We start from the raw sequence: 23,448 nt of genomic DNA, 5'->3' as shown, positions 1-23,448 counted from the left end.
GATGCGTAACTTATAAGACTTTATGTGTTATTCATTTGAAGATGCATACCTTCATGTCCAATATTTTCCGATACAGATGGATGGGCATAGCTGCGATCGGTTTGTGCTGTTACGGATGCAGTTTTTCACAACCTCGGCCATCTCATCAGGTATCATCAACCATTCAATCTTTTACCATGGATCACAGCCATAATCCGTATTATTCTCGGACAGACACCACAACTTTGCATGTTTCTGACGCCGAATGGAAAAAAATTTTACCCCCGGAAGTGTATCGGGTTGCCCGTGAAAAAGGTACGGAACCACCATTTCACAATCGTTTCTGGAATTTCAATGGCAAAGGCACGTATTACTGTGCCGTATGCGGTAATCCACTGTTTCGCTCAGATGCCAAATTTGCCAGCAGTTGCGGCTGGCCCAGCTTTTTTGAACCGGTTCGCAAAAACAGTGTGATTTACAAACCCGATCATTCCTTCGGCATGGAACGCACGGAAGTGATCTGTGCCCGCTGCGGATCGCATCTGGGACATGTATTCGAAGACGGCCCTCCACCCACAGGTTTGCGTTATTGCATGAATTCCATTGTGTTGGATTTTGTGCCCGACAGCACACCGTAAATTAAATCTGCCCACCGGCAGGCAAGTACGCTGTTGAATCACTTAAACATGTAAAAATAAATGAACAGGGTTTGCGTTATTGCAAAAAACCCTGCAGATGCTTTCCCTCATAAGCCTGATTTTTTCTGTGATGTGGGTATTGCATCCGGCTGATCCGGGCGATCGGATTGATGTGAAACATGTGGACCCGGATAAAGTGTTTTTGCTGATTGATAAATTGCATCATCGCCTGTATGTATATGAAGATACCCGCTTGCTGGCTTCGTTTCCTGCTGTGTTTGGCAGCAACGATCTGTCGGATAAAATGATGGCCGGCGACCGTAAGACACCGGAAGGTTTATTTCATATTATTGCCAAACGATACGATAACCGCTGGTGTCGTTTCCTGCTGCTGGATTATCCTACAACTGCTGATTATCAAAAGTTTAATGCAAGAAAAGCAGCCCATCTGATTCCGGAAAATGCTCAGATTGGCGGTGGTATTGGCATTCATGGTACCTGGCCAAAAGATGATTTTGTGTTTACCTACATGCAAAATTGGACCAATGGATGCATCAGCATTCCCAACGAAGCCATCCGACAGATTTTTGAAATTGTCAAAATCGGTACGCCTGTGCTAATCAAAAGACAGATTCCCTGATTGCTTCTGCACGACAAATCATACAAATTATTTCATTCCATATTCGGGCATGTACAGAAACAAAATCAATCCGATTTTAATCTTTCGGAAAATAAAATTTTGAATTTTCAAATCCAGGCACAAAGATGTTTCGTAATTAAAATCAGATTCAAGAAACTGATTTGTTCATCCTTAAAACAATATCATTATGAAACATCAGAATGTGCCTGTTTCGCAGGATCAAATGCTCATGCACAAATTGCCACGCAGAGCTTTTCTTCGATATGCAGGTTTCGGATCAATAGGTCTCACTGCATGGATGATGGCTGCCAGCTGTCATAAAGATCACAACAGTTCACCTTCTGCAGAAGAAGTAACACTGGGTAGTGGCGATGTAGGAATACTGAATTATGCTTATGCGCTTGAACAGCTGGAAGCTGCATTTTACACACAGGTGGTGCAAACACCCTATAGTGGTATCACCGACATGGAATTATCTTTTTTTACGGATATCAGGGATCATGAAATTGCACACCGTGAATTTTTCAAAGCAGCATTGAGTACCCAAGCCATTGCCAGCCTACAGTTTGATTTCAGCAGCATCAATTTCAGCAGCCGCAGCAGTGTGATTGCAACAGCCAAAGCATTTGAAGATTTAGGTGTTTCAGCTTACAATGGTGCGGGTGTGTATTTGCAAACACCTGATTATCTGACGCTGGCCGGTAAGATTGTATCTGTGGAAGCACGCCATGCTGCTTACCTGCGAGAGCTGGTGATGACCGATACTTTTGTGGATAGTGATGTGGTTGATCAAAACGGACTTGATTTATCACGCAAACCATCTGAAGTACTGGTCATTGCTTCCACATATATCAAAACAAAAATCAACAGTCAATTGCCTTAACATAATTTTTCAAACCATTTCAAAATCATTATACCATGAACATGTATCGTATTTTCCGGGCTATTGAAGAAATAGATCCCGAAGTGTATGAACGCATCAACACAAGGCGCGAAGCGATGAAAGAATTTGCACAAGTAGGCAAAAAGCTTTCTCTTGCTGCATTACCACTTGCTTTGGGTGCTATGTTAAACAAAGCATACGCACAAAGTAACACATCTGCAAGTGTAGTGGATATCCTGAATTATGCTCTTACGCTTGAATATCTGGAAGCTACTTTTTACAGCATGGGAGCTACCCAGGGCAGTGCTTTGATTCCAAATGCAAATGATCTGACAGCTATTCAGAAAATCAGTGCCGACGAAACAGCACATGTAAACTTTCTGAAAGCCGTGATTCCCCAGCTGGGTGGCACACCGGTCAACAAACCCAATTTTGATTTTACCGCCAATGGCACCTTTGCCGATGTGTTTTCCAACTATCAAACCTTTTTGGCAGTTGCACAGGCTTTTGAAGATACCGGTGTTCGCGCCTACAAAGGACAAGCCGCTAACATAATGAGCAACAGCACCGTGTTGCAGGCAGCGCTGAATATTCATTCCGTAGAAGCCCGTCATGCTTCAAAAATCAGGTTGATGCGGCGGCTGAACGGCTTCAGCAACAGCGTAAAACCGTGGATAACCGGCAATGATACAGGCGGGATTGGATCATCGGTGCAACCCGTGTATGCAGGTGAAGATAACACCGTGCAGGCGGGTGTGCAGATCACAGGTATTGGCGGACTTTCCATCAGCGCCAGTGCAGCCTCCGAGGCCTTCGATGAACCATTGGATATGCAATCAGTACTGGCCATAGCCAGTTTATTCATTAAATCCTGACGCTGAATATAGCATATGTCTCAGGTGGTGAAAGGCCCGTCTGGTCTGCAGGCGGGTCTTATTTATTTTTATTCATCTCTGGCAATTTTACGGTATGAAACCGTGATACCTTTGATGAGAGATGAACTGAAGCCCTGATGTTCCATTTCATTCAAACCCGCTATGGTACAACCCTTCGGGGTCGTTACCTTATCAATTTCTTCTTCGGGATGACGATTACCACGGATAAGCAATTCAGCTGCACCTTTTACGGTTTGTGCCGCAATCAGATTGGCTGTCCGGGCATCAAAGCCAATTTCAATACCGCCCTGTATGCTGGCACGGATGAAACGCAGGGCATACGCAATGCCACAAGCACCGAGAATGGTAGCAGCATCCATGAGTTTTTCGTCAATCACAATGGCTTTGCCTAATTGATTAAACAATTGTTCCGTCCAGGTAATTTGTTCAGTTGTTGCTTTTTTGAAACTCAGGCAGGTCATCGATTCGCGAATAGCAATGGCGGTATTGGGCATGGCCCGAATAACGGCCACCGGCTTTGCAAGCAAGGCAGTTAATTCATCTATCGTTACGCCTGTTACCACACTGATCAGCAAATGCTTTTCCGGAAGCAGGGCCGGAGCCACCTCGGTGAGCACATCTTTCACATTGTATGGCTTAACAGCCAGAATCACCACATCGGCCTGCTGAACTGCTGCCGAATTGCTGGTGAGCAACTGCACGCCTTTTTGTTCCAAATAGCGGATAGGAGCAAGATTGCGACGGGTAATAATCAACTGATCGGGCAACAGAAAACCCGTTTGCAACAAACCTTCGGCAATAGATGTACCCAGATTACCCCCACCAATAATCGCAATACGGGAAATAGCAATAGACGACATAGGGATTTTTTTGAAAACATGTAAAGTTAACGGGAAAATATTAGAAAGATTCTTAAAAAAGATCAAGAATGAAGCCTTTCATCTAACAAACCCCTGTAGGCGCGGGAGTCATCTTTCCGGTACTATAATGAAATGCTATTTCATGGAGGATGTCTTCTACTTCTGCAAGGCTTGTTGCCTGCATCAGCCGGGTTTTATATTCGCGAATAGCAGGCAGATTCTTGAAATAATGACCATAATGGCAGCGCATTTCCACCACACCGATCCGTTCACCCTTCCATGCCACAGCTGCATGCAGATGCTTCAGGCATACCCGCACCCTTTCAGTGATATCGGGTGGAGGTAAATGTTTGCCGGTTTGCAGGAAATATTTGATTTCCCGGAAGATCCAGGGATAACCGATGGCTGCCCGTCCAATCATAATTCCATCCACACCGTAACGCTGCTTCATTTCCAGCGCTTTTTCGGGACTATCTACATCCCCATTGCCAAACACAGGGATATGCATGCGCGGATTATTTTTCACTTCCCCGATCAAGGTCCAATCGGCCACACCTTTGTACATCTGGGTGCGGGTACGACCGTGTATGGTGATGGCCTGAATGCCTACATCCTGCAGGCGTTCGGCCACTTCTACAATATTCTTGGATTGTTCATCCCATCCCAAACGGGTTTTTACTGTCACCGGTAAACGGGTAGCTTTCACCACGGCAGCCGTGAGCTTTACCATTTTCGGTACATCTTTCAGGATGGCCGCACCAGCCCCCTTACACACCACTTTTTTGACCGGACAACCGTAATTGATATCGAGCAGATCGGGCTGAGCTGCTTCCACAATCTGGGCAGCCTCGGCCATAACTTCATCATCACCGCCAAAAATCTGAATGCCAATGGGGCGTTCTGCATCAAAAATATCCAGCTTTTTGCGGCTTTTCATGGCATCGCGGATCAGCCCCTCTGAAGAGACAAATTCGGTGTACATCAGATCGGCTCCTTGCTCTTTGCATACGGCGCGGAATGGCGGATCACTCACGTCTTCCATGGGTGCCAGCAACAACGGAAAATCGGGCAGCTCAATATGGGCAATTCTTACCGGCATAACCAACCAATCAAATTTCTTTCATACAAAGTTACGCCCTCAGCTTCACATTCACCCGTTATCTACTAATGATATCCGTTTTAATGCGGATAGTATGGAGAAATAAGTACATATACCAGCACACCCGTAACTGCTACATAAAACCAGAGCGGCCAGGTAATGCGGGCAATTTTTTTATGTCTGTCAAATCTTCCCTGCAGGGCTCTTACCAGTGTAATCAATACCAAAGGTACTATCACTGCTGCCAGTAAGATATGGGTAATTAAAATAAAAAAATACACATACCGGATGACACCCTCTCCTCCGAAATGTGTTTCGGGTGCCAGGCTGTGATAAATGACATAGGAAATTAAAAAAAGCACAGAAAGCACTACGGCGGCCAGATTGCAACGCATATGCCATTGACGTTGACCATGTTTTATGAAATACAAACTTGCAAGCAACAAAATTGCCGTCACGGAATTGCAGATGGCATTGAAAAAAGGCAGGATAGTCAACCGGAATCCCACACGTATGTCGGGATGCGGAAGAATGAAAAGTGCGGCAACTACCAGTGGAATGACCACCGAAATAGTTACGATAATACCCGTGTAAGAATGTTGAACCCCATTTTTTTGTTTATCCATATTCATTATCGGACGTAAAATTTTATTTTTTCTTTTCTTTTTCAAGCATCAGCAAAGCAATATCATTCATGCACACCGGCAGCTGGCTGCTATCAGCTGGATTATAAAATCCTCTTACATATTGATGTTTATCAAGCAAAACCCATAAAGTAGTATCAGAAAGCTCTTCCAGAGGCAAATTGATACCTGTATCAAATAACATCTGATTGAGTTGATCCACATGCGCAGCATCCGTTGTGAGAAACCACCAGCTGTCTTCATCAATTTGCAACTGATTGGCAACGGCTTTCATAATGTCCACACCATCATCATGGGGGTTATAAGAAATAGTCAGCATCAGCAATGCAGAATCATTTTTATGAAAAGCATCCTGTACCATTTTCATACGCTTTAGCCAGTGATAACCTGAATCATCCTGGCAACTAAAACAATAAAAACTGATCAGTACAACTTTGCCCTGTAAATCTTTAAGCGTAACTACATGCCGGAGCTGGTTGATAAAATAGATTTCATTCAGCCGATAATACATGGTATCATACACCCATCCCTGAGGCGTACGGGAAGAATCAACGCGATCAAAATAATAGCCAGGCATATTCAGGTCACGCTTGCTGAAGTGCACCATCGCCCAGAATCCAATCAGCGGCAACAGGATGATAAGCACGAAGCCTAATATCATTTTTTGATTGCGCCTCTGCATGAGGAGTGTGTTGTGGTAAAACGAATTTCGGGAAAATAAAAATAAATATGCAGGATGTCGGTTGCATCCTGCATAAAATATTTGAATTTAATCTACCCATGCAGGTCAGGGAGCCGGACTCACCTGTTCAGTCTGCGTGACGCGGCGCTCCCTATCCACACGCCATGAATTTCCATCGGTTAAAAATGCAGTGATAAACCAGATGAAAAGCAGCAAAGGAATCATAATGGAAAGAATCAGGTTCTTCACTTCATGACGAAGATGCATGAATTCAGCCACAATATAAAATGCTTTTACCAGTGTAAGACTCAGGAAAATTACATTTCGCAGCAAGACTGGTGGCATACCCGTAAAATAATGAACAGTAGCCAGCGCAATTTCAACAAGTGTGACAATTAATAAGATCCAGAATACACGCCAGATGCGGGCTACGGTAGAGTCAAACGCATGTGCACTTTCATCTTCAAGTGTTGCCGCAAGCGTTGTCTGTTGTTCCATTTCCATATCTGCAGATTTTAAATCTGAAACTACAAAAGATAAAAACAGGTGAACACAAATACCCATACCAAATCCACAAAATGCCAGTATAACCCAACTTTTTCTACCATTTCATAATGACCCCGGCGATCATAGGTGCCTTTCAAGACATTAATTAACACAATAGTATTGATCACAACTCCCGAAAACACATGTCCTCCATGAAAACCAGTAATGGTGAAAAAGAATGCACCAAATGCAGCCGGGCCGGGCGTGTGGTGTCCATCGACAATGGGTCCAAACATGTTATGCGATATGGTAGTGCCTCCTTCAATCAGATGTGTCCATTCATAGGCCTGACAGCTTAAAAACAAAATACCTCCCAGAATGGTAAGCGATAACCATTTAGCCACTTCTTTACGCCTGCGCAGATGACCAGCATGTACGGCAAGCACCATGGTTACCGAACTCATAATGAGAATAAAGGTCATTAAACTTACAAACACCAGCGGTAACTTGGCATTGATAAATGGAGCCTTGTCGAATACCTCGTTCGGATCAGGCCAATAGCTGGCACTCAGGCGCGTGGTGCCATAGGAAATTAAAAATGCACCAAACGTAAAAGCGTCTGACATCAGGAAAAACCACATCATCAGCTTGCCATAGCTGACGTTGTAAGGAGAAACACCTCCTTTCCAGTTCACTTTCTGCGTGCTTGCAATCGTACTCATAACATTGGGCAATTTCAATTGTTTATCGCATCCAGATAAAAAAACCAAACAAATATATCCATAAAATATCAACAAAATGCCAGTAAGTGGCAGCTACTTCAACCGGTACCGGATCATAAGAACGTACGCGTGAGCGAAAAGCCCGGAAAAACATGACCAACAAAGCTATCACACCCCCCAGGACATGCAACATGTGCAAACCCGTAATGATAAATAACAGACTCGCCGATACATTGAATGTAAGATTCACACCATGTGCATACAAGAAACGAAATCCCATAAACTGGGAAATCATAAAAACCACTCCCAAGGCAGCTGTTATGGTAATCAACATTTTATATCGGTTCATCTGATGTTGTCTGAAGCTTTTCACAGCAAGCGCCATGGTAAGGCTACTTAACAAAATTATAGTGGTAGAAAAAATAAACTGATGGGGAAGCTGAAAACTCACCCAGCGGGATTGGCCATGCATCACCACATAAGCACTTGTCAACCCTCCAAACATCATCACGATGGCAGCAATTGCCACCCACATGTTGAATTTGTAGGGATGTATTTTTTTTCTCTGCACACGCACCGTATATGCCATCGTTTAAGAATAACTTATATTTTATCAATCAACATGGCCAATTGCACTGCAATGAAATAAATATAGGCTGCAAACATCAATTGCCGGGCCGAAGCAGCGTCGCATTTTTCCACCAGCTTCCATGCCCGATACAACAGATAAGCGCCGGTAAGCAACCCTGCTGAAAGCGCGAAGCTGCCATATACATGCAATAAATAAGGTAAAAATCCGGCCATGATCAGCAGGATGGTAAAACTCAATACTTGCATGGCCACATAAGCATTGCGTGTACCATTTCCGGGCAAAAGCCTGAATCCGGCCCGCTGGTAGTCATCGTGTGCAATCCAGGCAATAGCCCAGAAATGCGGAAACTGCCAGAAAAACTGCAACAGAAACAACGACCATCCCCCAGCACTCAATGTACCGCTACCTGCAATCCAACCGATCAAAGGAGGCAATGCACCCGGAAAGGCACCTACAAACACGGCCAGCGAGTTCCATCGTTTCCAGGGCGTGTAAACAAAAGCGTACAGACAGAGAGAAAGCAAACTTACCCAGGCTGACAGGGGATTAAAATATACACTCAATAGGATCAAGCCTGTGAAAGTCAACACCAGGGCTACGGTAAGCGCTTCGGCTGGTTGCATTCGTCCTGCGGGTAATGGCCTGCCAGCAGTACGCCGCATCAGTGCATCCGTATCCCGTTCCATCAATTGATTAAATGCATTCGCTGCGCCTGTGATACATATGCCTGCAATAAACAGCAGCAGCACCTTTGCAGACCCCATATTCACTTGAGGCACCATCAGATACCCTACCACACAGGAAAACACCACCAGAAAACTCAGCGTGAATTTGGTGAGCTGCAAATAATCCTTCGCTTTCCCAAGAATCGCCTCTGACAACGATAAGCTGGCTGTTTGCTCTCTGTACATCATCAATAGAATAATCTGAATTACTGGGGTGTTTTCACCGTTTCTCCTACTTCTTCTTCAGCAGGCGATACGGGCACGGTTTGCGGAATGAAATCAATACCGTTCTTACTGTAGTCGTAAGCCCAGCGATGAACTTCTGGAATTTCACCCGGCCAGTTGCCATGACCCACATGAATAGGTGTGGTCCACTCCAGTGTATTGGCTTTCCAGGGATTGGGATCCTTCACAGGTCTACCCTTGAAAATGCTATAGAAGAAATTAAATACAAACATGAGCTGTACAGCAAACACGATAATAGCTACCACACTGATGAATTCATTCAAGCCTTGAAAGCGGTGGTAAATGGCCAGTGCATCGGCTGAATATTCATAATAACGGCGCGGCATCCCTGCCAGACCCTCATAATGCATGGGCCAGAACATCAGATAGGCTCCGATGAAAGTTACCCAGAAATGAATATAACCAAGCGTATTGTTCATAAACCGGCCAAACATCTTGGGAAACCAGTGATAAACTCCAGCAAACATGCCAAAGAAAGCGGCAATACCCATCACCAGATGGAAATGCGCAATCACAAAATAGGTATCGTGCAAATGCAAATCCAGCGCGGAATTCCCCAACCATATACCCGTAAGCCCTCCGGAAATGAAAAGACTGACAAAACCAATAGCAAACAATGCAGGTACCGTATACTGGATATTCCCCTTCCAGAGCGTGGCCAACCAGTTAAACACTTTTACAGATGAGGGTACGGCAATCAACAAGGTAAACAGGACGAAGAAGGCTCCTAAAAAGGGATTCATACCTGAAACAAACATATGATGCGCCCATACCAGAAACGAAAGGGAAGCAATGGCAAATAAGGAACCCACCATAGCCAGATATCCGAAAATAGGTTTGCGGGAGTGCGTTGCCAGCAATTCGGACGTAATACCCATCCCTGGTAACATCACAATGTACACTTCCGGATGGCCTAAAAACCAGAACAGATGTTCATATAAAATAGGACTTCCGCCCTGATTGGGAAGTGCATGCCCGGCAATATAAATGTCTGAAAGATAAAAGCTGGTACCCAGGTTGCGATCAAACAAAAGCAAAATAAAGCCCGAAAGCAAAACCGGGAACGAAAGCACTCCTAATACAGCCGTAAAAAACAGTGCCCAGATGGTGAGTGGCATGCGGGTCATACTCATTCCCTTGGTACGCATGTTTAGGATGGTAGAGATATAATTCAACCCAGCCAGCAACTGCGAAACCACAAATACGGCCATGCTGATCAGCCACAAATCCATACCTGTTTTGGATCCTTCCGAGGCTTCATGCAATGCACTCAAAGGTGGATAAGCCGTCCATCCAGCCTCAGACGGACCGGTTTTCAAGAACAACGATATCAGCATGATAATGCTGGCCGCAAAGAAAAACCAGTAAGAAAGCATGTTAAGAAATGGAGAGGCCATATCACGCGCACCCAGCTGCAAGGGAATCAGGAAGTTGGAAAATGTGCCACTTAAACCCGCTGTCAGCACGAAGAAAATCATGATGGTGCCATGCATCGTCACAAGCTGGTAGTATAATTCCGGACTGATGTGACCGCCTGCAGCCCAATGCCCGAAAATGGTTTCCAGAAAAGGAAATGACTTATCTGGAAAACCCAGCTGCAACCGGAAAATCACCGAGAAAAACCCGCCGATGATGGCCCAAATCATCCCGGTAATTAAAAACTGCTTGGAAATAACTTTATGATCCTGGCTAAAAATATATTTGGTGATAAAGCTCTGGTGGTGATGATGGGCATGACCATCGCCGTCATGGACAGCTACAGCAGCTACCGCTGCCCTTTGCGCCTGTCCGGTATAAACTTCACTGCTCATAGGTATTGATTTTTAACTTGTATCAACAAAAGTCTATTTTGCCGACACCACGGATGGTTGTGCCTTCACAGGCAACATAGCCATCTTTGTGGTGTCTGATGGAATAGCTCCACCTTCTTTGGCCAGTTCGTATTGTGATTTCTGCGAAGCCAGCCACTGATCAAACTCCTGCTGGGTTTCTACCACAATGTTGGCCACCATGGAATAATGACCCGCCCCGCAAAGCTGATCGCAAACCAATTTATATACAAAGTTAGGATCTCCGGTCATCTTCGCCATTTCAGCAGTGGTGTATTTGGGTGTAAACCACAATGTGGTGGGCACACCGGGTACCGCATCCATTTTCAAGCGGAAATAAGGCAATCCCACATCGTGTATCACATCGCGGGAGCCTATTTCCAGCTTCACCGGCCGGCCTACAACCAAATGCAATTCACTGGATACTACATCATCATGATTGTATGGGTCGCTCCACACCTGTCCTAACGGATTGAATTTGCCTTCATCAATCAGCCGGTAGTCACGTTTGCCTAAAACCCCATCCTTGCCTGGATAACGGAATATCCAGTTAAATTGTTTACCGGTTACTTCCACAACCATAGCATTGGGAGGAGCTGCAGAAGTGATGCTAAACCAATGCTTTAGCCCAATCGCCACTAAGATAGTCATCGTCAATGCCGGAATGGCCGTCCAGAAAAATTCTATTCTGGAATTCTCATGATAATAGCTGGCCTGATGCCCTTCTCGACCTCTGTATTTGTAAGCAAATACAAACAACAAAATCTGGGTAATGAAAAACACAATACCCGTGATAACCAGCGTAACCGTCATCATGTGATCTATAGCCACCCCCTGTACAGATGCAGCTACCGGCAGCAATTTATCCTTGAGCAACTCATGGCATATGTACAAGCCGATTAACCCGGCAATCAAAAACACCAGCATCAGCGTGGCATGCAAGCGATTGTTCTGTTCCTGGGTTTTCTTTTCCCCTTTCAGGATAGCCACATATTCACTCGCTTTGGCTATCTGTACCACAATGATGAACAAAAGCAGCAGTAAGACGACAACAAAAAAGCCTGACATGACTAACAACAATTATGGTGAATCTCTTAAATCTTTTACGATTCGGTAAATTCAAACTTTCCAGCTAATTGGCAATTTAACTTTCAGCATCATTTTGTCGTGTAACACACATAACCTTTCATTCAATTTCTGATAGAGCTTTGACAATCATCCCCAATCAGATTTGTGAATGATTGCTTCTTTCAGATAAGGATGATTGACCGGGTAAAGAGGAGCACGCGATAAGGCTCTGCTAACCAACCCAATCATTAATCCTACAAAACCCAGCGTAATGCCGATTTCATACCATCCAACCACTCCCTGCGTTGGTAACACGGTAGGCATTACCATCAGGTAAAAATCCAACCAGTGACCGAAAAATACGATCAGGGCAATAATGGTTACCGTCGTATAATTCCGTTTGGCGTCGCGTGTCATCAGCAACAGGAAAGGCACGGCAAAGTTAATCACCAAATCCAGCAAAAACCAAAACCGGTAATGCCCCCACAGTTGCGGACGGAAGTACTGGGACTCCAGCGGAATGTTGCCATACCAAAGCAGGAAATATTGTGCAAACCAGATATAAGTCCAGAAAATAGAAAAGGCGAAAATGAATTTTCCTAAATCATGTAAATGTTCTTTGTTCACCAGGCTTAGCTGTCCGCTGTTTTTGATGGCAATAACGAAGAGGCTAATAATAGCCATTAAAGAGATAAATGATCCAGCAAAAACATACCAGCCATACATCGTAGAATACCAGCGAGCGGCAATGCTCATCAACCAGTGCCAGGATGAAACAGAAATGGTAACAGCATAAAATGCGATAAACACAGCACTGAAAAAGATGGTCTTCCACAGAAAACGTCTAACCCCCCGTTCAGCCCGGTCTTCCTGCAAGGAAATCTGCCGCAACTTCAGGCTTAGAAGCGACCATCCCAACATGATAATCACCGTGAAAATCACAAACAATTTCACATTCAGGAAAGGAGTTTTACCCGCTACAATGGTATCATGCGCCAATACCTGCGGATCGGTCCAGGGGTAAATGAAATATTTATGCCCGATAAGTACAGCCATCAAGACAATAAAAGCAATTATGGCAAACACCGGAATATTCACCATAATGGCTTCTATGACCCGCTTGTAGGCAATGTGCCAGGAAGCTTGTGCCAGAGAAGCTGCACAATATAAAAAGAGGGACGCAGCCGATATGTAAAGAAAAAACAGGCTATCAAAAACAAGAACCGACCAGAAGCGCTTCACACCTACATCTCCGTGTAAGCCGAACAAACCTGCCAGAAAAGCCAGCACACCAATGGAAATAAAAATCAGGCTGGTGTTTCTGAATCGCCGTGGGATAACAAAACGTTCCTCCATGTTTCTTTCAGACTTATGATTTGATAAATAAAATTATTTCTTTGCTACCGCTGTACTATCAGTACCTTTTGCCAAATCTTTTGCCTGCACACTTTTAATATAGGCAATTACTTCCCAGCGTTGTCTTTCACTAAGCTGACTTGCATAGCTGCCCATCAGGTTTTTACCATAGGTCACCGAATAAAACATAGTACCTTCAGGCATGTTCAGATACTGGGGCAGGTGAAAATTGGCCGGTTGTACAGGAAATTTGCCGCTTTTGTACAACGGCCCCTGACCATCAAGTTGTTCGCCATGGCAAATAGCACAATAGATATTAAACAATCGCTGCCCTTCTTCCAGTGTGGCCTGGGTGATAACGGGAAGTGGATTTTTCACCTGTCCCGAAACAGCATAAGCCGAATCACTCTGGGGTAAATTAAATGGCAATAATTCATGTGCATTTACGGTATGTCCCCGGGGCACAGTACCTGGTACAGGAAGACGGCTGCTCATGGAATCAGCATACACCAGATTGACCGAATATGAATTGTAAGCACGCGAATAATACATATCGGGGGCATAAATACGGCCTGGATTGTTTCGTCCGGCGTGACAGGCAAACAAAGCCAGAGAAAGCATTCCAGCGCTCAACCCGATTAATACATATTGTTTTCTCATGTTCAGAAACATTATCTAACAATCATTGAACAGACCACTGCGGATTGATATCATCATATTTTTCACGTTTGGAAAACAGGCCATACCACCAGCCTTCTTCCGCGGTTTGTACCTGCACTTCTTCTGCGCCGTTGTTAAGCAGAAATTGCTTTACCTCCTCCACCTGGGTTTTCGGTGTTATTTCAATAGCCATCACAAAGCGGTCGTCACTTTGTCGGGGATGGAAAATATGTTTTTTCACTCCAGGCATGATCTGGTTCAGCCAGCAGAAAGTCAACGTAGTGCCTACTGCTGAAAACAATACCGTCAATTCAAAAGTAATGGGTATAAAAGAAGGAAGCGGAAAATGGGGCTTTCCTCCGATATCCAGCGGCCAGCTGACCACAAAAATCCAGCTCATTCCCAAAAGCGCCGTTGCAGTACCCAATGCACCATAAATAAATCCTGCTGTATGAAGAGCCGTCTGTCGCAATCCCATAGCTGCATCCAAGCCGTGTACCGGAAAAGGTGTAAACACGTCATACAGTTTATAACCCTGCATCCGCACTTTTTTCACAGCCGGCAACAGCTGATCTTCATCCCGGAAACTTGCCACTACATATTGTTTGATTGCCATATCGGTTTAGTTTTCAGTCTATCGAGGTTATTATGTTAATGGGCGGCCAGTGCATGTTCGTGTTGAACCTCCTGCAAAAACTCTTCTGTATCTTTTTGTTCCAAAGCAGCCATTTTCTGCTTGTAGTTTTCCCCACTGGTTTTCAAAACACTGCGGATTTCCCACACAGCTATAACCGGGAAATATTTCGCAAACAACAGATAACAGGTAAAAAACAATCCGAATGTACCGATGTAAAACCCAACTTCAGGCCAGCGCGGAGAGTAATACACCCAGGCTGATGGCATATAATCATGATACAACGAAAGCACAATAATCACAAAACGCTCAAACCACATTCCTATATTCACCACAATGGACATCACAAAGGTGAAAGGAATATTACGACGTAGTTTTTTGAACCAGAACAGCTGCGGGGATACCACATTGCAGGTAATCAGGATGATATAAGCCCACCAGTATGGACCCAATATTCTCCACCAGAATGCACCCTGTTCATACACCACATTCGAATACCAGGCAATGAACAATTCGGTGATATAGGCCATGGCAACAATACCACCGGTAAGCATGATGATTTTGTTCATGGCCTCAATATGGCCAAGGGTTACATATTCTTCCAGATGCAGAATTTTTCGGGTAAGAATGAGCAGGGTTTGCACCATGGCAAAACCGGAGAAGATAGCCCCAGCCACGAAATAAGGCGGGAAAATCGTTTCGTGCCAGCCAGGAATTACAGATGTGGCAAAGTCCATAGACACCACGCTGTGCACCGAAAGCACCAGCGGCGTGGAAAGACCTGCCAGCAATAGGCCGAGGGCTTCGAGCCGCTGCCATTCTTTAGCGGTACCCCGCCAGCCAAAAGAACACAATCCATAAAAGAATTTGGCAAATTTCTTTTTAGCCCGATCTCGAATGGTGGCTACATCCGGAATCAAACCAGAATACCAGAACAAGATTGAAACCGTCAGGTAAGTACTCACAGCAAATACATCCCACAGCAGGGGCGAATTAAAGTTTACCCAAAGCGGACCGCGTGAATTGGGATAAGGCAAGATGAAAAAGGCCAGCCATACACGCCCCATGTGCCACACCGGAAATTGACCCGCGCAAAGCACGGCAAAGATGGTCATAGCTTCTGCAGCCCGATTCACACCTGTGCGCCATCCCTGGCGAAACAGCAACAAGATGGCCGAAATCAGCGTGCCAGCATGACCGATACCTACCCACCAGACAAAGTTGGTGATGTCCCATGCCCAACCTACGGTGCGGTTTTCACCCCACACCCCAATTCCCCAGTAAGTTTCCCAGAATACTGACCATACGCCGAACAGCAACATCGTGACGGCAAAACCAAGCGCAATCCACCACAGCTTGCCCGGCTTCTTTTCAATAGGGCTGATAATGTCTTCCGTGACCTGATGATAATCCTTGTTCCCATTGACCAGGGGCTCACGTACGGTTGACTCGTAATGAAGCATAGCGTAAGGTTATGATGTTTTCAATATCAAAAGTTCATTACAATACATGTTGGACAGGCTCTACGTAAAAATCACCCGGATCTTTGTTTACGACCTTGACCAGATAATTGACATTGGGCAATGTATGTAAATCGTCCAGCACGTAGTAGAGCCGCGTTTCTTTGTTTTCTTCACGAAGCTGGCTGATGGCAGCTCCCGGATCATGTACATTGCCGAATACAATAGCCTGTGTAGGACATGCCTGCTGGCACGCTGTCATAGCTTCTCCATCCATCAGAGGACGACCGGCTTTCTTGGCAGCCAGCTTTGCATCCTGCAGGCGCTGCACGCAGAAGGTACATTTTTCCATCACTCCACGGCCACGCACGGTTACATCCGGATTCAACACCATACGGGTAAGCTCGCTTTCCATGTCGGCCGTATCCTTGGTACCTCCAAAGCTGGTCGCCCCCCACCAGTCACGCCAGTTAAAGCGCCGCACCTTGTACGGGCAGTTGTTCATGCAATAGCGCGTACCAATACAGCGGTTATAGACCATCTGGTTCAGGCCTTCATCACTGTGGTTGGTAGCCGCTACTGGACAAACATTCTCGCAGGGTGCATTGTCGCACTGCTGGCAGAGCATGGGCTGAAATACTACTTGCGGATTTTCCGGATCTCCGGAAAAATACCGATCAATGCGAATCCAGTGCATCTCTTGATGCGCGATTACCCGATCCTTGCCAACAACTGCTACATTGTTTTCGGCCTGGCAGGCAATCGTGCACGCTCCGCAGCCTATGCAACTATTTAAATCGATGGACATGCCCCATTTCAGTCCGGGAAAATCGTACAGATTGGGATACAAGGTACCCTGCGTATCATAATTTTCACCACCATATCTTTCCCTTTCTTCCCGCTGCTCACGAGTAGCTTCACCCGGGTCTTCGTTGTATTGTTTTTGTGTGGTCTCCAAAATAATGGGGCGACCTTCAAAGCTATTATGTGTCTGGGTAATAGCCAACGGATAGGTTTCACCTGTAAGGGTAAAAGTTGCAGCGGGTTGATAATATTCAAAAGTCAGGCTCTGGCTGTTCAGGTTTACCCAAGGATATACATTTTTACCTACTCCCCCAGCAGCTTTCCCTACCTCAGGGCTTCTTCCATAGCCAACGGCCACGGCAATTACGTCTTTAGGCATGCCGGGCAACACCAGCACGGGAAGCGTGATTTCCTTGCCAGCCGCTGATATGCGGGCTACCGGACGGTTCAAATCATTTTCATTAAACCGGTTAATGGAAATACCTAACTTCCACGCCAGTGCCGGTGAAATGCATACATAATTATCCCAGGTACACTTGCTGATGGGATCGGGCATTTCCTGCAACCAGGGATTATTAGCCCAACGGCCTCCGCGGATACCCACTTTTTCATACAACACCAACTCCAGCTCACCCATCTTTGGCTGTTGTGCAGTGAGCTGAGCTGCTGCACCCTGTACATCCCCTTTGAAAGGGGCTGCGGCCAGGCTCACCTGTTTGGGTTCTATAACACCGTTCTGCAAAGCTTCTTCCCATGCTTCCAGTCCGCCCAGCTTCGGCTCCCAGAATTTCATCAGATAGCCGTGCCAGTCGGGTGTTTGTCCCATCCAGGCAAGCAGGCTTTCCTGAAAAGCACGCGTTTTAAACAGAGGGAAAATAGTGGGCTGAATAAAGCTGTAATAGCCTGCCTTGGGTTCGGCATCGCCCCAGTTTTCCAGATAATGATGATCCGGAGCTACATATTGGCAAAGTACGGTGGTTTCATCTTTCCGTTCGTTACACGAAACAGTTAGCTTCACTTTCTTGAGGGCTTCGGCAAACCTTTGCCCGTCATAATAGTCATAAACCGGATTTGCACCATAAATCAGCACAGCACCCACTTTGCCGGCTTCCATATCGGCCACCAGCTGCTGCATATCGGCGTCAATGCCTTTGCGGTAGTTGACCGGTGCATTCCAGTCAATTGTTTTGCCTCCGGCTCCCAGCATTTCATTCAGGCCGTTGACGACTATCTGCACATGGGGGTTATTAGAACCACACACGACCAACGCCTCGCCGGGATGGGAAGCCAGCAACCTGGCAGCGCGCTGAATGCCTTTTTGTAAGGATTCATCCTGCAAAGCTGGAACATTGGACAGCTGGGGTTTACCCAAAGCCTGCGCCACAGCATTGTAAAGATTCAACACAACAGCAGGCTGTTGGGATGGCCTGTGTGTATAACGATAATCGGCGTTGGCACCGGTGAGGCTCATGTAACTTTCAAACTGAATATGCTGACTGAGATCAGCCTTTTTACCCTTGATTTTCCGGGTTTGTGCGTATTGGCTGGCAAATTCTACTGGCGAAAGCCATGTGCCCAGAAAATCAGCCCCCAGGCTCACTATGGCTTTGGCATTTTCGAAATGATAGGAAGGGATAGCCCTTTTGCCGTAGCAGGCTTCATTAGCCAGCAGCATGCCCGCATAGGAAACGGCATCATACGTCACATGGCGGGCTCCGGGATATTTTTGGATGAATTCCTGAATCAGCTGTTCAGTGGCCGGGCTCATCAGGGTTGTGGTCAATAACACCACAGGAGCTCCTCCCAGGCTGGCCAGGCCCTGCATTACGGCCTTGTCCAGCTCTTCCCAGGTAGCTTCTTTCCCCTGAATCATCGGATACCGCAACCTGGCCGTATCATACAGGCTCAATACCGATGCCTGCACCATGGCCGATGTCCCACCACGGGTAATAGAAGAAGAAGTATTCCCTTCAATCTTAATCGGACGCCCATCCAGGGTTTTCACCACAACCGGGCAATAATCACCATCCTGCGCATAAGTGGATGCATAATAATTGGGCACGCCGGGCGTAATATCCACCGGCTTATTGATATAGGGAATGGCTTTTCTCACCTGGATTTCGCAGCTGGCGGCAATAGTAGCTGCTGTAATGCTGAACCCGAGATATTTCAGAAAATCTCTTCGGGGTGTCTTCGCATCCATCAGGCGCTCAATCTCTTCCCCGAAAGGCAATTCTTCGCGAAATTCATTCCTGACCGTCTTCTGGTAAGAAGGGGTGTTATACAACTCCTCCAATCCTTTCCAGTATTTTTTTTCGCTCATATGCTGAAACAGTAATATGTGATATAATCAGGTTTCAAGGATTTAATCAATATCTTAATAATGGCAACGCTGACATTCCGTACCTCCCAGCATAGCCTCGGTTACACTATCAATCTTGCCTTCCTTCAGCTCTTCGTGGTATTTCATGAAAATATTGCTGTAGTAGGCATTATCTGCAAAATTCACCTTGGTAGTGCGATGGCAATTTACGCACCAGCCCATAGACAAATCGCTGTATTGGTAAACCACATCCATATTCTGGATAGGACCGTGGCAAATCTGGCATTGAATTTTGCCCACAGCCACATGCTGCTCATGGCTGAAGTACACAAAATCAGGCAGGTTATGAATCTTCACCCACTGAATAGGATGACCAGCGTTTACATATTTCCGTTGCTTGGGATCCCAGCCGGCATAGTAATACAGTTTTTGAATTTCTGCGGTGCCATCCACAGGCTTTCCTTCAGGCGTATAAAGCTGAGGGCCTGAATAGCTGTTAATGGCCATGTGGCAGTTCATACAAATATTTTGAGATGGAATCATGGCATGCTGACTTTTTTCAGCTCCCGCATGGCAATACAAACAGTTAATCTGGTTAATGCCGGCATGCACACGATGAGAATAAAAAATCGGCTGGGTAGGCTCATAATTTTGCTGGCGCCCGATGTTTACGGCAGCATTGGTAAGAAAATATCCGGCAACAAGGAACAATACCAGGGAAACAATGGCGATATAGGTTTTATTTCTGTAAAAGGGCACCGGCTCGGGGGTTTCAATGCCTTCTTTTTCATTGGCCATGCGGTTGAGGCTGTTGTTGACCTGCAGCAGGATAAGTGCTACAACCGCAAGCACCAGTGTGATGATACCGTATAGCAAGTTGTTATTACTTGCCGGCGCTGCACCACCCCCGGCTTGGCCAGCAGTTGCGGCAGGCGCACTGGCCGCTTGCTTGGCCTCATCACCCACCTGCTTCACATAATCCAGAATATCATCTATATCCTGTGTGCTGAGTTGTGGGAAGGGTGGCATCTGCACATGATTCCACTGATTAAACAGATTCACGGCATACTTATCGCCACTGGCAATGACTGCAGCCGAATTGTGCACCCAGTTGTAAATCCATTTCCGCCCGCCCGGCACTTCATTTTCCTTGCCATAAAGAGCCGGCCCTGTGGCATCGCGCAGGGGATTGTGACATTGGGCACAGTTTTGCTGAAACAGCTGCTTGCCTTTCTGAGCATCGGCAAAGGCATGATGAAGTGGAAGGAAAAACAGGCAGGCCGTGAGGGAGCAAATCACCAGGTGTTTGACAGTCCTCCCAAAATAACTTAGATCGCTCATGCTAACGTATTGGATTTTGGTTGAACTTCGGTTTTCCAAAAAAGCGCCACAAAGTTAAGGCGCGCAGCTGACAATTTCTCAACAAAACAGAAAAATTATTTAAACCTTCCGTTAACCCTGCTCAAAACATGCATGTATAAATAATTTTTTGTATAAACCCTGCATTTCTATTTTTGTATTTTGTGCAATGTAAAGAATCCATTGGCCCCTCTTTCAGATTTAGGTTAATTGCTAAAGAATAAAGGGCTGAATATTTCAATTTCCATTAACATGAAACAAATCTTGATTCTGGCCTCCGGCAAAGGAACCAACACAGCTCATTTGATTGCTTATTTCAACAACAAACCCATTGCTCGCGTGAAGGCTATTTTGTGCAATGTGCCCCATGCAGGTGTAATTCAGGTAGCTTCACAGGCCGGAATCCCCGTCATGCTGCTGGAAAAAAACACCTTTTACAACACCTCTATTTATTTAGACCTGGTAAAAAAAATGAAACCCGACCTGATTGTGCTGGCCGGTTTTCTGTGGAAAATTCCTGCGTCCTGGATCGAGGCTTTCCCCCGTCGGATTATCAATATTCATCCGGCTCTGCTACCGAAATTCGGTGGCAAAGGTATGTACGGCCATCACGTGCATGAAGCTGTGCTGCAGGCCGGTGAGGCTTATAGCGGTATTACCATTCATTATGTAAATGAAGAATATGATGCGGGCGATATTATTTTTCAAGAAAAAGTAAAAATAGAGCCTACCGATACCGTTGAAACCCTGGCGCAAAAAATTCATGCGCTGGAATATGAATATTATCCGAAAGTAATTGCCGATCTGCTGACTCAGGATCTGGCGGTTGAGACAACCTCTTGAAGTGCGAAAGTTTCACATTCTTTTATTGCTGTATTCAGTCATTCTGCTTTGTATGCACCTAACTTTGCCGCAAAGTACAAACTCCCATGAAACGCTATTTCTGGATTGCAGGATTGGGGATCTTTATTCTTCTCCTGTTTGCAGGGTTTTATTATTTTACCTATGTACATCAGAGCGATAAACTGCCTGTACTCGGCAACCCCGGGCATGTAGTGGGTGATTTTAGTTTTACCGATCAGACGGGGCAACCCTTCACCCAGCAGGATATGAACGGGAAAGTGAGTGTGGTAGAATTTTTCTACACCACCTGCCCGGATCTTTGTCCGCGCATGAATGCCAACCTGCAGAAGGTGTATGAAAAATTCAAACACACGCCTGGCTTTGAAATCCTTTCCCATACGGTTAATCCAGCTCACGATACGCCTCCTGTACTGGCTAAATATGCCGAACAGTACGATGCCGACCCAAGGGTCTGGAAGTTTCTCACCGGCCCCGCACAAAAGATTTATTCCATGGCTGAAAATGATTATCTGATCGGATCGGTAGATAGCGCCCATGTATCAGGGTTGTTTGTACATTCCCAATGGTGGGCATTGGTTGACAAACATCGGCGCATCCGCGGATTCTATGATGGTACCAATCCGCAAGATATCAGCAAACTGGAGCACGATATCCCCATCTTGCTGAAAGAAAAATAAAGCTTCAGTCGTCTTCCAGTTCTTCTTTGGCAGGCAATGGTGGAAATGGCGCGTGCGGCTCGGTTTGATACCAGTAAGCCACCGATGAAATATCCGAGCGCTGGGGCAGGTAGGTGCCATTCCTTCGCCAGCCCAGGTCCTGAATGGTTACCCGAAGATCATGCTGAAAACGAATCGGATCCATGATATGCCAGCGGTACATGCCAAAGCGTTGTTGGGTTTGGTATAACCCATCGGGCTTGATAACCTGGCACAAACCAGAATAGGGCGAAGTAAAGGTTTCATACTGATGGGTTTGCTGGTTTTCAAAATCATAAGATCCGCAGAAATAATCTTCCGTGCCCGTGCCATTGATCGTGGGAAATTGTTGATCACCATCCATATAAAACTTAATTTCCCCTTCCCCCCACCAGCCATTGTTGTGCACACCCCAGGCCAGATAAGTACCCACATATTGTCCGCGGCCTTTGACTCCATCCAAGATGACGTAGGGCTGTTTGTAGGGATTGGGATTCACGTGCCGGAATTGTGCATGGAAATAGGCTGCATCTTCGGGAATAGTTGTAAGCGTATAATCAATCTGATAATACAGGGTCATAGGCTCATCGCCTATATTTTGCAGGGTTATCAGGCATTTTTTCCGGAAAGGCATCACCCAGTAGCAGTTGAATGCACTGCCTGGATTTACGCATACGGCCAGCGATTGCAGAGGGGCATATTTTCCCCATCCCATGCAAAAAAAATCGCCCAGGGGCACTTCGACCGACGGCGTTTTTTCATCATCCCAGTACATACGCAGGATTTCAAATCGCCAGAAGCCGGTAGCGGTCATCCAGATATGTTGAATAGCCCCCGGACCCTGAATCAGGGCCAGTGTATCGGTATGCCCGGGCTGGATGCGAATAAAAGGATTGACTTTCCAGCCCTGCCCCAAATCCCGGGCTGCCGAAGCGGCCGTACCATGGGCCAGCGTGGCCATGCCGCCTTTGCCTTTTTCGCCTGTGGGATTTTCGGGGCTGATGGAACGGGTCTGCGCATCTGAAAGCCGGAACAAATTGCCCATATTCATCTGTAACCCGTTGAATGCATCGGTTTGCTGGGCACGCAGCAACTGGCTGTATCCGCATAATGTAAGCAAGAGAAAAACCAGGTATTTCATGATACAGGATTTGTAGAAAAATACACAAATCTGGTCGCTTTTTAAATGATAAGGTCTATCCCGGGTTGCTATCAACCGGTTTGTCACAATTTATACACAAATAGATGGAAAAAGGATCTGATCAACATATCGGATGATTCTTCCTGCTTACTTTCGCATTTGC

At 45.9% G+C, this 23,448-nt stretch carries 23 protein-coding genes; 6 read left to right on the top strand and 17 right to left on the bottom strand.

The window, feature by feature from the left end:
- Nucleotides 1-176: 176 nt before the first annotated feature.
- The 4 genes from msrB (at nucleotide 177) to BM367_RS06655 (ending at nucleotide 3,015) form a co-directional block, all read left to right on the top strand.
- Nucleotides 177-617, top strand: coding sequence for a peptide-methionine (R)-S-oxide reductase MsrB (msrB, locus tag BM367_RS06670; protein ID WP_222842583.1), 441 nt, complete (start codon nucleotides 177-179; stop codon nucleotides 615-617).
- Between the two features lie 97 nt (nucleotides 618-714).
- On the top strand, nucleotides 715-1,257 hold the full coding sequence (locus BM367_RS06665; protein WP_143103974.1) for a L,D-transpeptidase family protein: 543 nt from the start codon (nucleotides 715-717) through the stop codon (nucleotides 1,255-1,257).
- Between the two features lie 187 nt (nucleotides 1,258-1,444).
- A complete protein-coding gene (locus BM367_RS06660) occupies nucleotides 1,445-2,140 on the top strand; it encodes a ferritin-like domain-containing protein (RefSeq protein ID WP_092459148.1) in 696 nt (231 codons plus the stop codon).
- A 35-nt stretch (nucleotides 2,141-2,175) separates the two neighbouring features.
- The gene (locus BM367_RS06655; RefSeq protein ID WP_092459146.1) at nucleotides 2,176-3,015 is read left to right on the top strand and encodes a ferritin-like domain-containing protein; all 840 of its coding nucleotides are present in this window, start codon (nucleotides 2,176-2,178) and stop codon (nucleotides 3,013-3,015) included.
- 68 nt (nucleotides 3,016-3,083) lie between these two features.
- On the opposite strand, the gene proC is transcribed toward BM367_RS06655, so the two are convergent.
- The 16 genes from proC to BM367_RS06575 form a co-directional block, all read right to left on the bottom strand.
- The gene (gene proC / locus BM367_RS06650; RefSeq protein ID WP_092459145.1) at nucleotides 3,084-3,896 is read right to left on the bottom strand and encodes a pyrroline-5-carboxylate reductase; all 813 of its coding nucleotides are present in this window, start codon (nucleotides 3,894-3,896) and stop codon (nucleotides 3,084-3,086) included.
- Nucleotides 3,897-3,978: 82 nt separating this feature from the next.
- The gene (gene dusB / locus BM367_RS06645) at nucleotides 3,979-4,995 is read right to left on the bottom strand and encodes a tRNA dihydrouridine synthase DusB (protein WP_092459143.1); all 1,017 of its coding nucleotides are present in this window, start codon (nucleotides 4,993-4,995) and stop codon (nucleotides 3,979-3,981) included.
- A gap of 80 nt (nucleotides 4,996-5,075) precedes the next feature.
- Nucleotides 5,076-5,621 carry a DUF420 domain-containing protein gene (locus BM367_RS06640; protein WP_092460953.1) on the bottom strand — a complete coding sequence of 182 codons (546 nt, stop codon included), beginning with the start codon at nucleotides 5,619-5,621 and terminating at the stop codon, nucleotides 5,076-5,078.
- 22 nt (nucleotides 5,622-5,643) lie between these two features.
- Entirely contained in the window at nucleotides 5,644-6,321 is a 678-nt protein-coding gene (locus BM367_RS06635; protein WP_092459141.1) for an SCO family protein, read from the bottom strand.
- Nucleotides 6,322-6,426: 105 nt separating this feature from the next.
- Entirely contained in the window at nucleotides 6,427-6,825 is a 399-nt protein-coding gene (locus tag BM367_RS06630) for a cytochrome C oxidase subunit IV family protein (RefSeq protein WP_245759923.1), read from the bottom strand.
- A gap of 23 nt (nucleotides 6,826-6,848) precedes the next feature.
- Nucleotides 6,849-7,529 (bottom strand): cytochrome c oxidase subunit 3, encoded by a 681-nt coding sequence (locus BM367_RS06625; protein ID WP_092460951.1) that lies wholly within the window; start codon nucleotides 7,527-7,529, stop codon nucleotides 6,849-6,851.
- Between the two features lie 22 nt (nucleotides 7,530-7,551).
- Nucleotides 7,552-8,118 (bottom strand): cytochrome c oxidase subunit 3, encoded by a 567-nt coding sequence (locus tag BM367_RS06620; protein WP_092459139.1) that lies wholly within the window; start codon nucleotides 8,116-8,118, stop codon nucleotides 7,552-7,554.
- 14 nt (nucleotides 8,119-8,132) lie between these two features.
- On the bottom strand, nucleotides 8,133-9,035 hold the full coding sequence (gene cyoE / locus BM367_RS06615; protein WP_245759922.1) for a heme o synthase: 903 nt from the start codon (nucleotides 9,033-9,035) through the stop codon (nucleotides 8,133-8,135).
- Between the two features lie 17 nt (nucleotides 9,036-9,052).
- Entirely contained in the window at nucleotides 9,053-10,903 is a 1,851-nt protein-coding gene (locus BM367_RS06610) for a cytochrome c oxidase subunit I (RefSeq protein ID WP_092459137.1), read from the bottom strand.
- A gap of 33 nt (nucleotides 10,904-10,936) precedes the next feature.
- Nucleotides 10,937-11,989, bottom strand: coding sequence for a cytochrome c oxidase subunit II (locus BM367_RS06605; protein ID WP_092459135.1), 1,053 nt, complete (start codon nucleotides 11,987-11,989; stop codon nucleotides 10,937-10,939).
- A 147-nt stretch (nucleotides 11,990-12,136) separates the two neighbouring features.
- Nucleotides 12,137-13,345 (bottom strand): hypothetical protein, encoded by a 1,209-nt coding sequence (locus BM367_RS06600; protein ID WP_092459133.1) that lies wholly within the window; start codon nucleotides 13,343-13,345, stop codon nucleotides 12,137-12,139.
- A 33-nt stretch (nucleotides 13,346-13,378) separates the two neighbouring features.
- Nucleotides 13,379-14,005: a c-type cytochrome gene (locus tag BM367_RS06595; protein WP_177224137.1), complete on the bottom strand. Its 627-nt coding sequence runs from the start codon at nucleotides 14,003-14,005 to the stop codon at nucleotides 13,379-13,381.
- Between the two features lie 22 nt (nucleotides 14,006-14,027).
- Nucleotides 14,028-14,621 carry a DUF3341 domain-containing protein gene (locus BM367_RS06590; RefSeq protein WP_092459129.1) on the bottom strand — a complete coding sequence of 198 codons (594 nt, stop codon included), beginning with the start codon at nucleotides 14,619-14,621 and terminating at the stop codon, nucleotides 14,028-14,030.
- A 35-nt stretch (nucleotides 14,622-14,656) separates the two neighbouring features.
- Nucleotides 14,657-16,102 carry an NrfD/PsrC family molybdoenzyme membrane anchor subunit gene (gene nrfD, locus BM367_RS06585; RefSeq protein ID WP_092459127.1) on the bottom strand — a complete coding sequence of 482 codons (1,446 nt, stop codon included), beginning with the start codon at nucleotides 16,100-16,102 and terminating at the stop codon, nucleotides 14,657-14,659.
- Between the two features lie 37 nt (nucleotides 16,103-16,139).
- On the bottom strand, nucleotides 16,140-19,226 hold the full coding sequence (locus BM367_RS06580; RefSeq protein WP_092459125.1) for a TAT-variant-translocated molybdopterin oxidoreductase: 3,087 nt from the start codon (nucleotides 19,224-19,226) through the stop codon (nucleotides 16,140-16,142).
- A gap of 54 nt (nucleotides 19,227-19,280) precedes the next feature.
- Nucleotides 19,281-20,567 (bottom strand): c-type cytochrome, encoded by a 1,287-nt coding sequence (locus BM367_RS06575; RefSeq protein ID WP_092459123.1) that lies wholly within the window; start codon nucleotides 20,565-20,567, stop codon nucleotides 19,281-19,283.
- Between the two features lie 270 nt (nucleotides 20,568-20,837).
- Between BM367_RS06575 and purN the strand changes: the two genes are divergently transcribed.
- Both purN and BM367_RS06565 read left to right on the top strand, forming a co-directional pair.
- Entirely contained in the window at nucleotides 20,838-21,428 is a 591-nt protein-coding gene (gene purN / locus BM367_RS06570; RefSeq protein ID WP_092459121.1) for a phosphoribosylglycinamide formyltransferase, read from the top strand.
- Nucleotides 21,429-21,514: 86 nt separating this feature from the next.
- On the top strand, nucleotides 21,515-22,126 hold the full coding sequence (locus BM367_RS06565) for an SCO family protein (RefSeq protein ID WP_092459119.1): 612 nt from the start codon (nucleotides 21,515-21,517) through the stop codon (nucleotides 22,124-22,126).
- 4 nt (nucleotides 22,127-22,130) lie between these two features.
- On the opposite strand, the gene BM367_RS06560 is transcribed toward BM367_RS06565, so the two are convergent.
- Nucleotides 22,131-23,285, bottom strand: a complete 1,155-nt coding sequence (locus BM367_RS06560) for a glycoside hydrolase family 172 protein (protein ID WP_092459117.1) — start codon at nucleotides 23,283-23,285, stop codon at nucleotides 22,131-22,133.
- Nucleotides 23,286-23,448 lie beyond the last annotated feature (163 nt).

It is taken from the genome of Thermoflavifilum thermophilum (assembly GCF_900116565.1).
Taxonomy (GTDB): domain Bacteria; phylum Bacteroidota; class Bacteroidia; order Chitinophagales; family Chitinophagaceae; genus Thermoflavifilum; species Thermoflavifilum thermophilum.
Note: the sequence above shows the minus strand (reverse complement) of the source record. Positions and strands in the feature narration are given on the sequence as shown.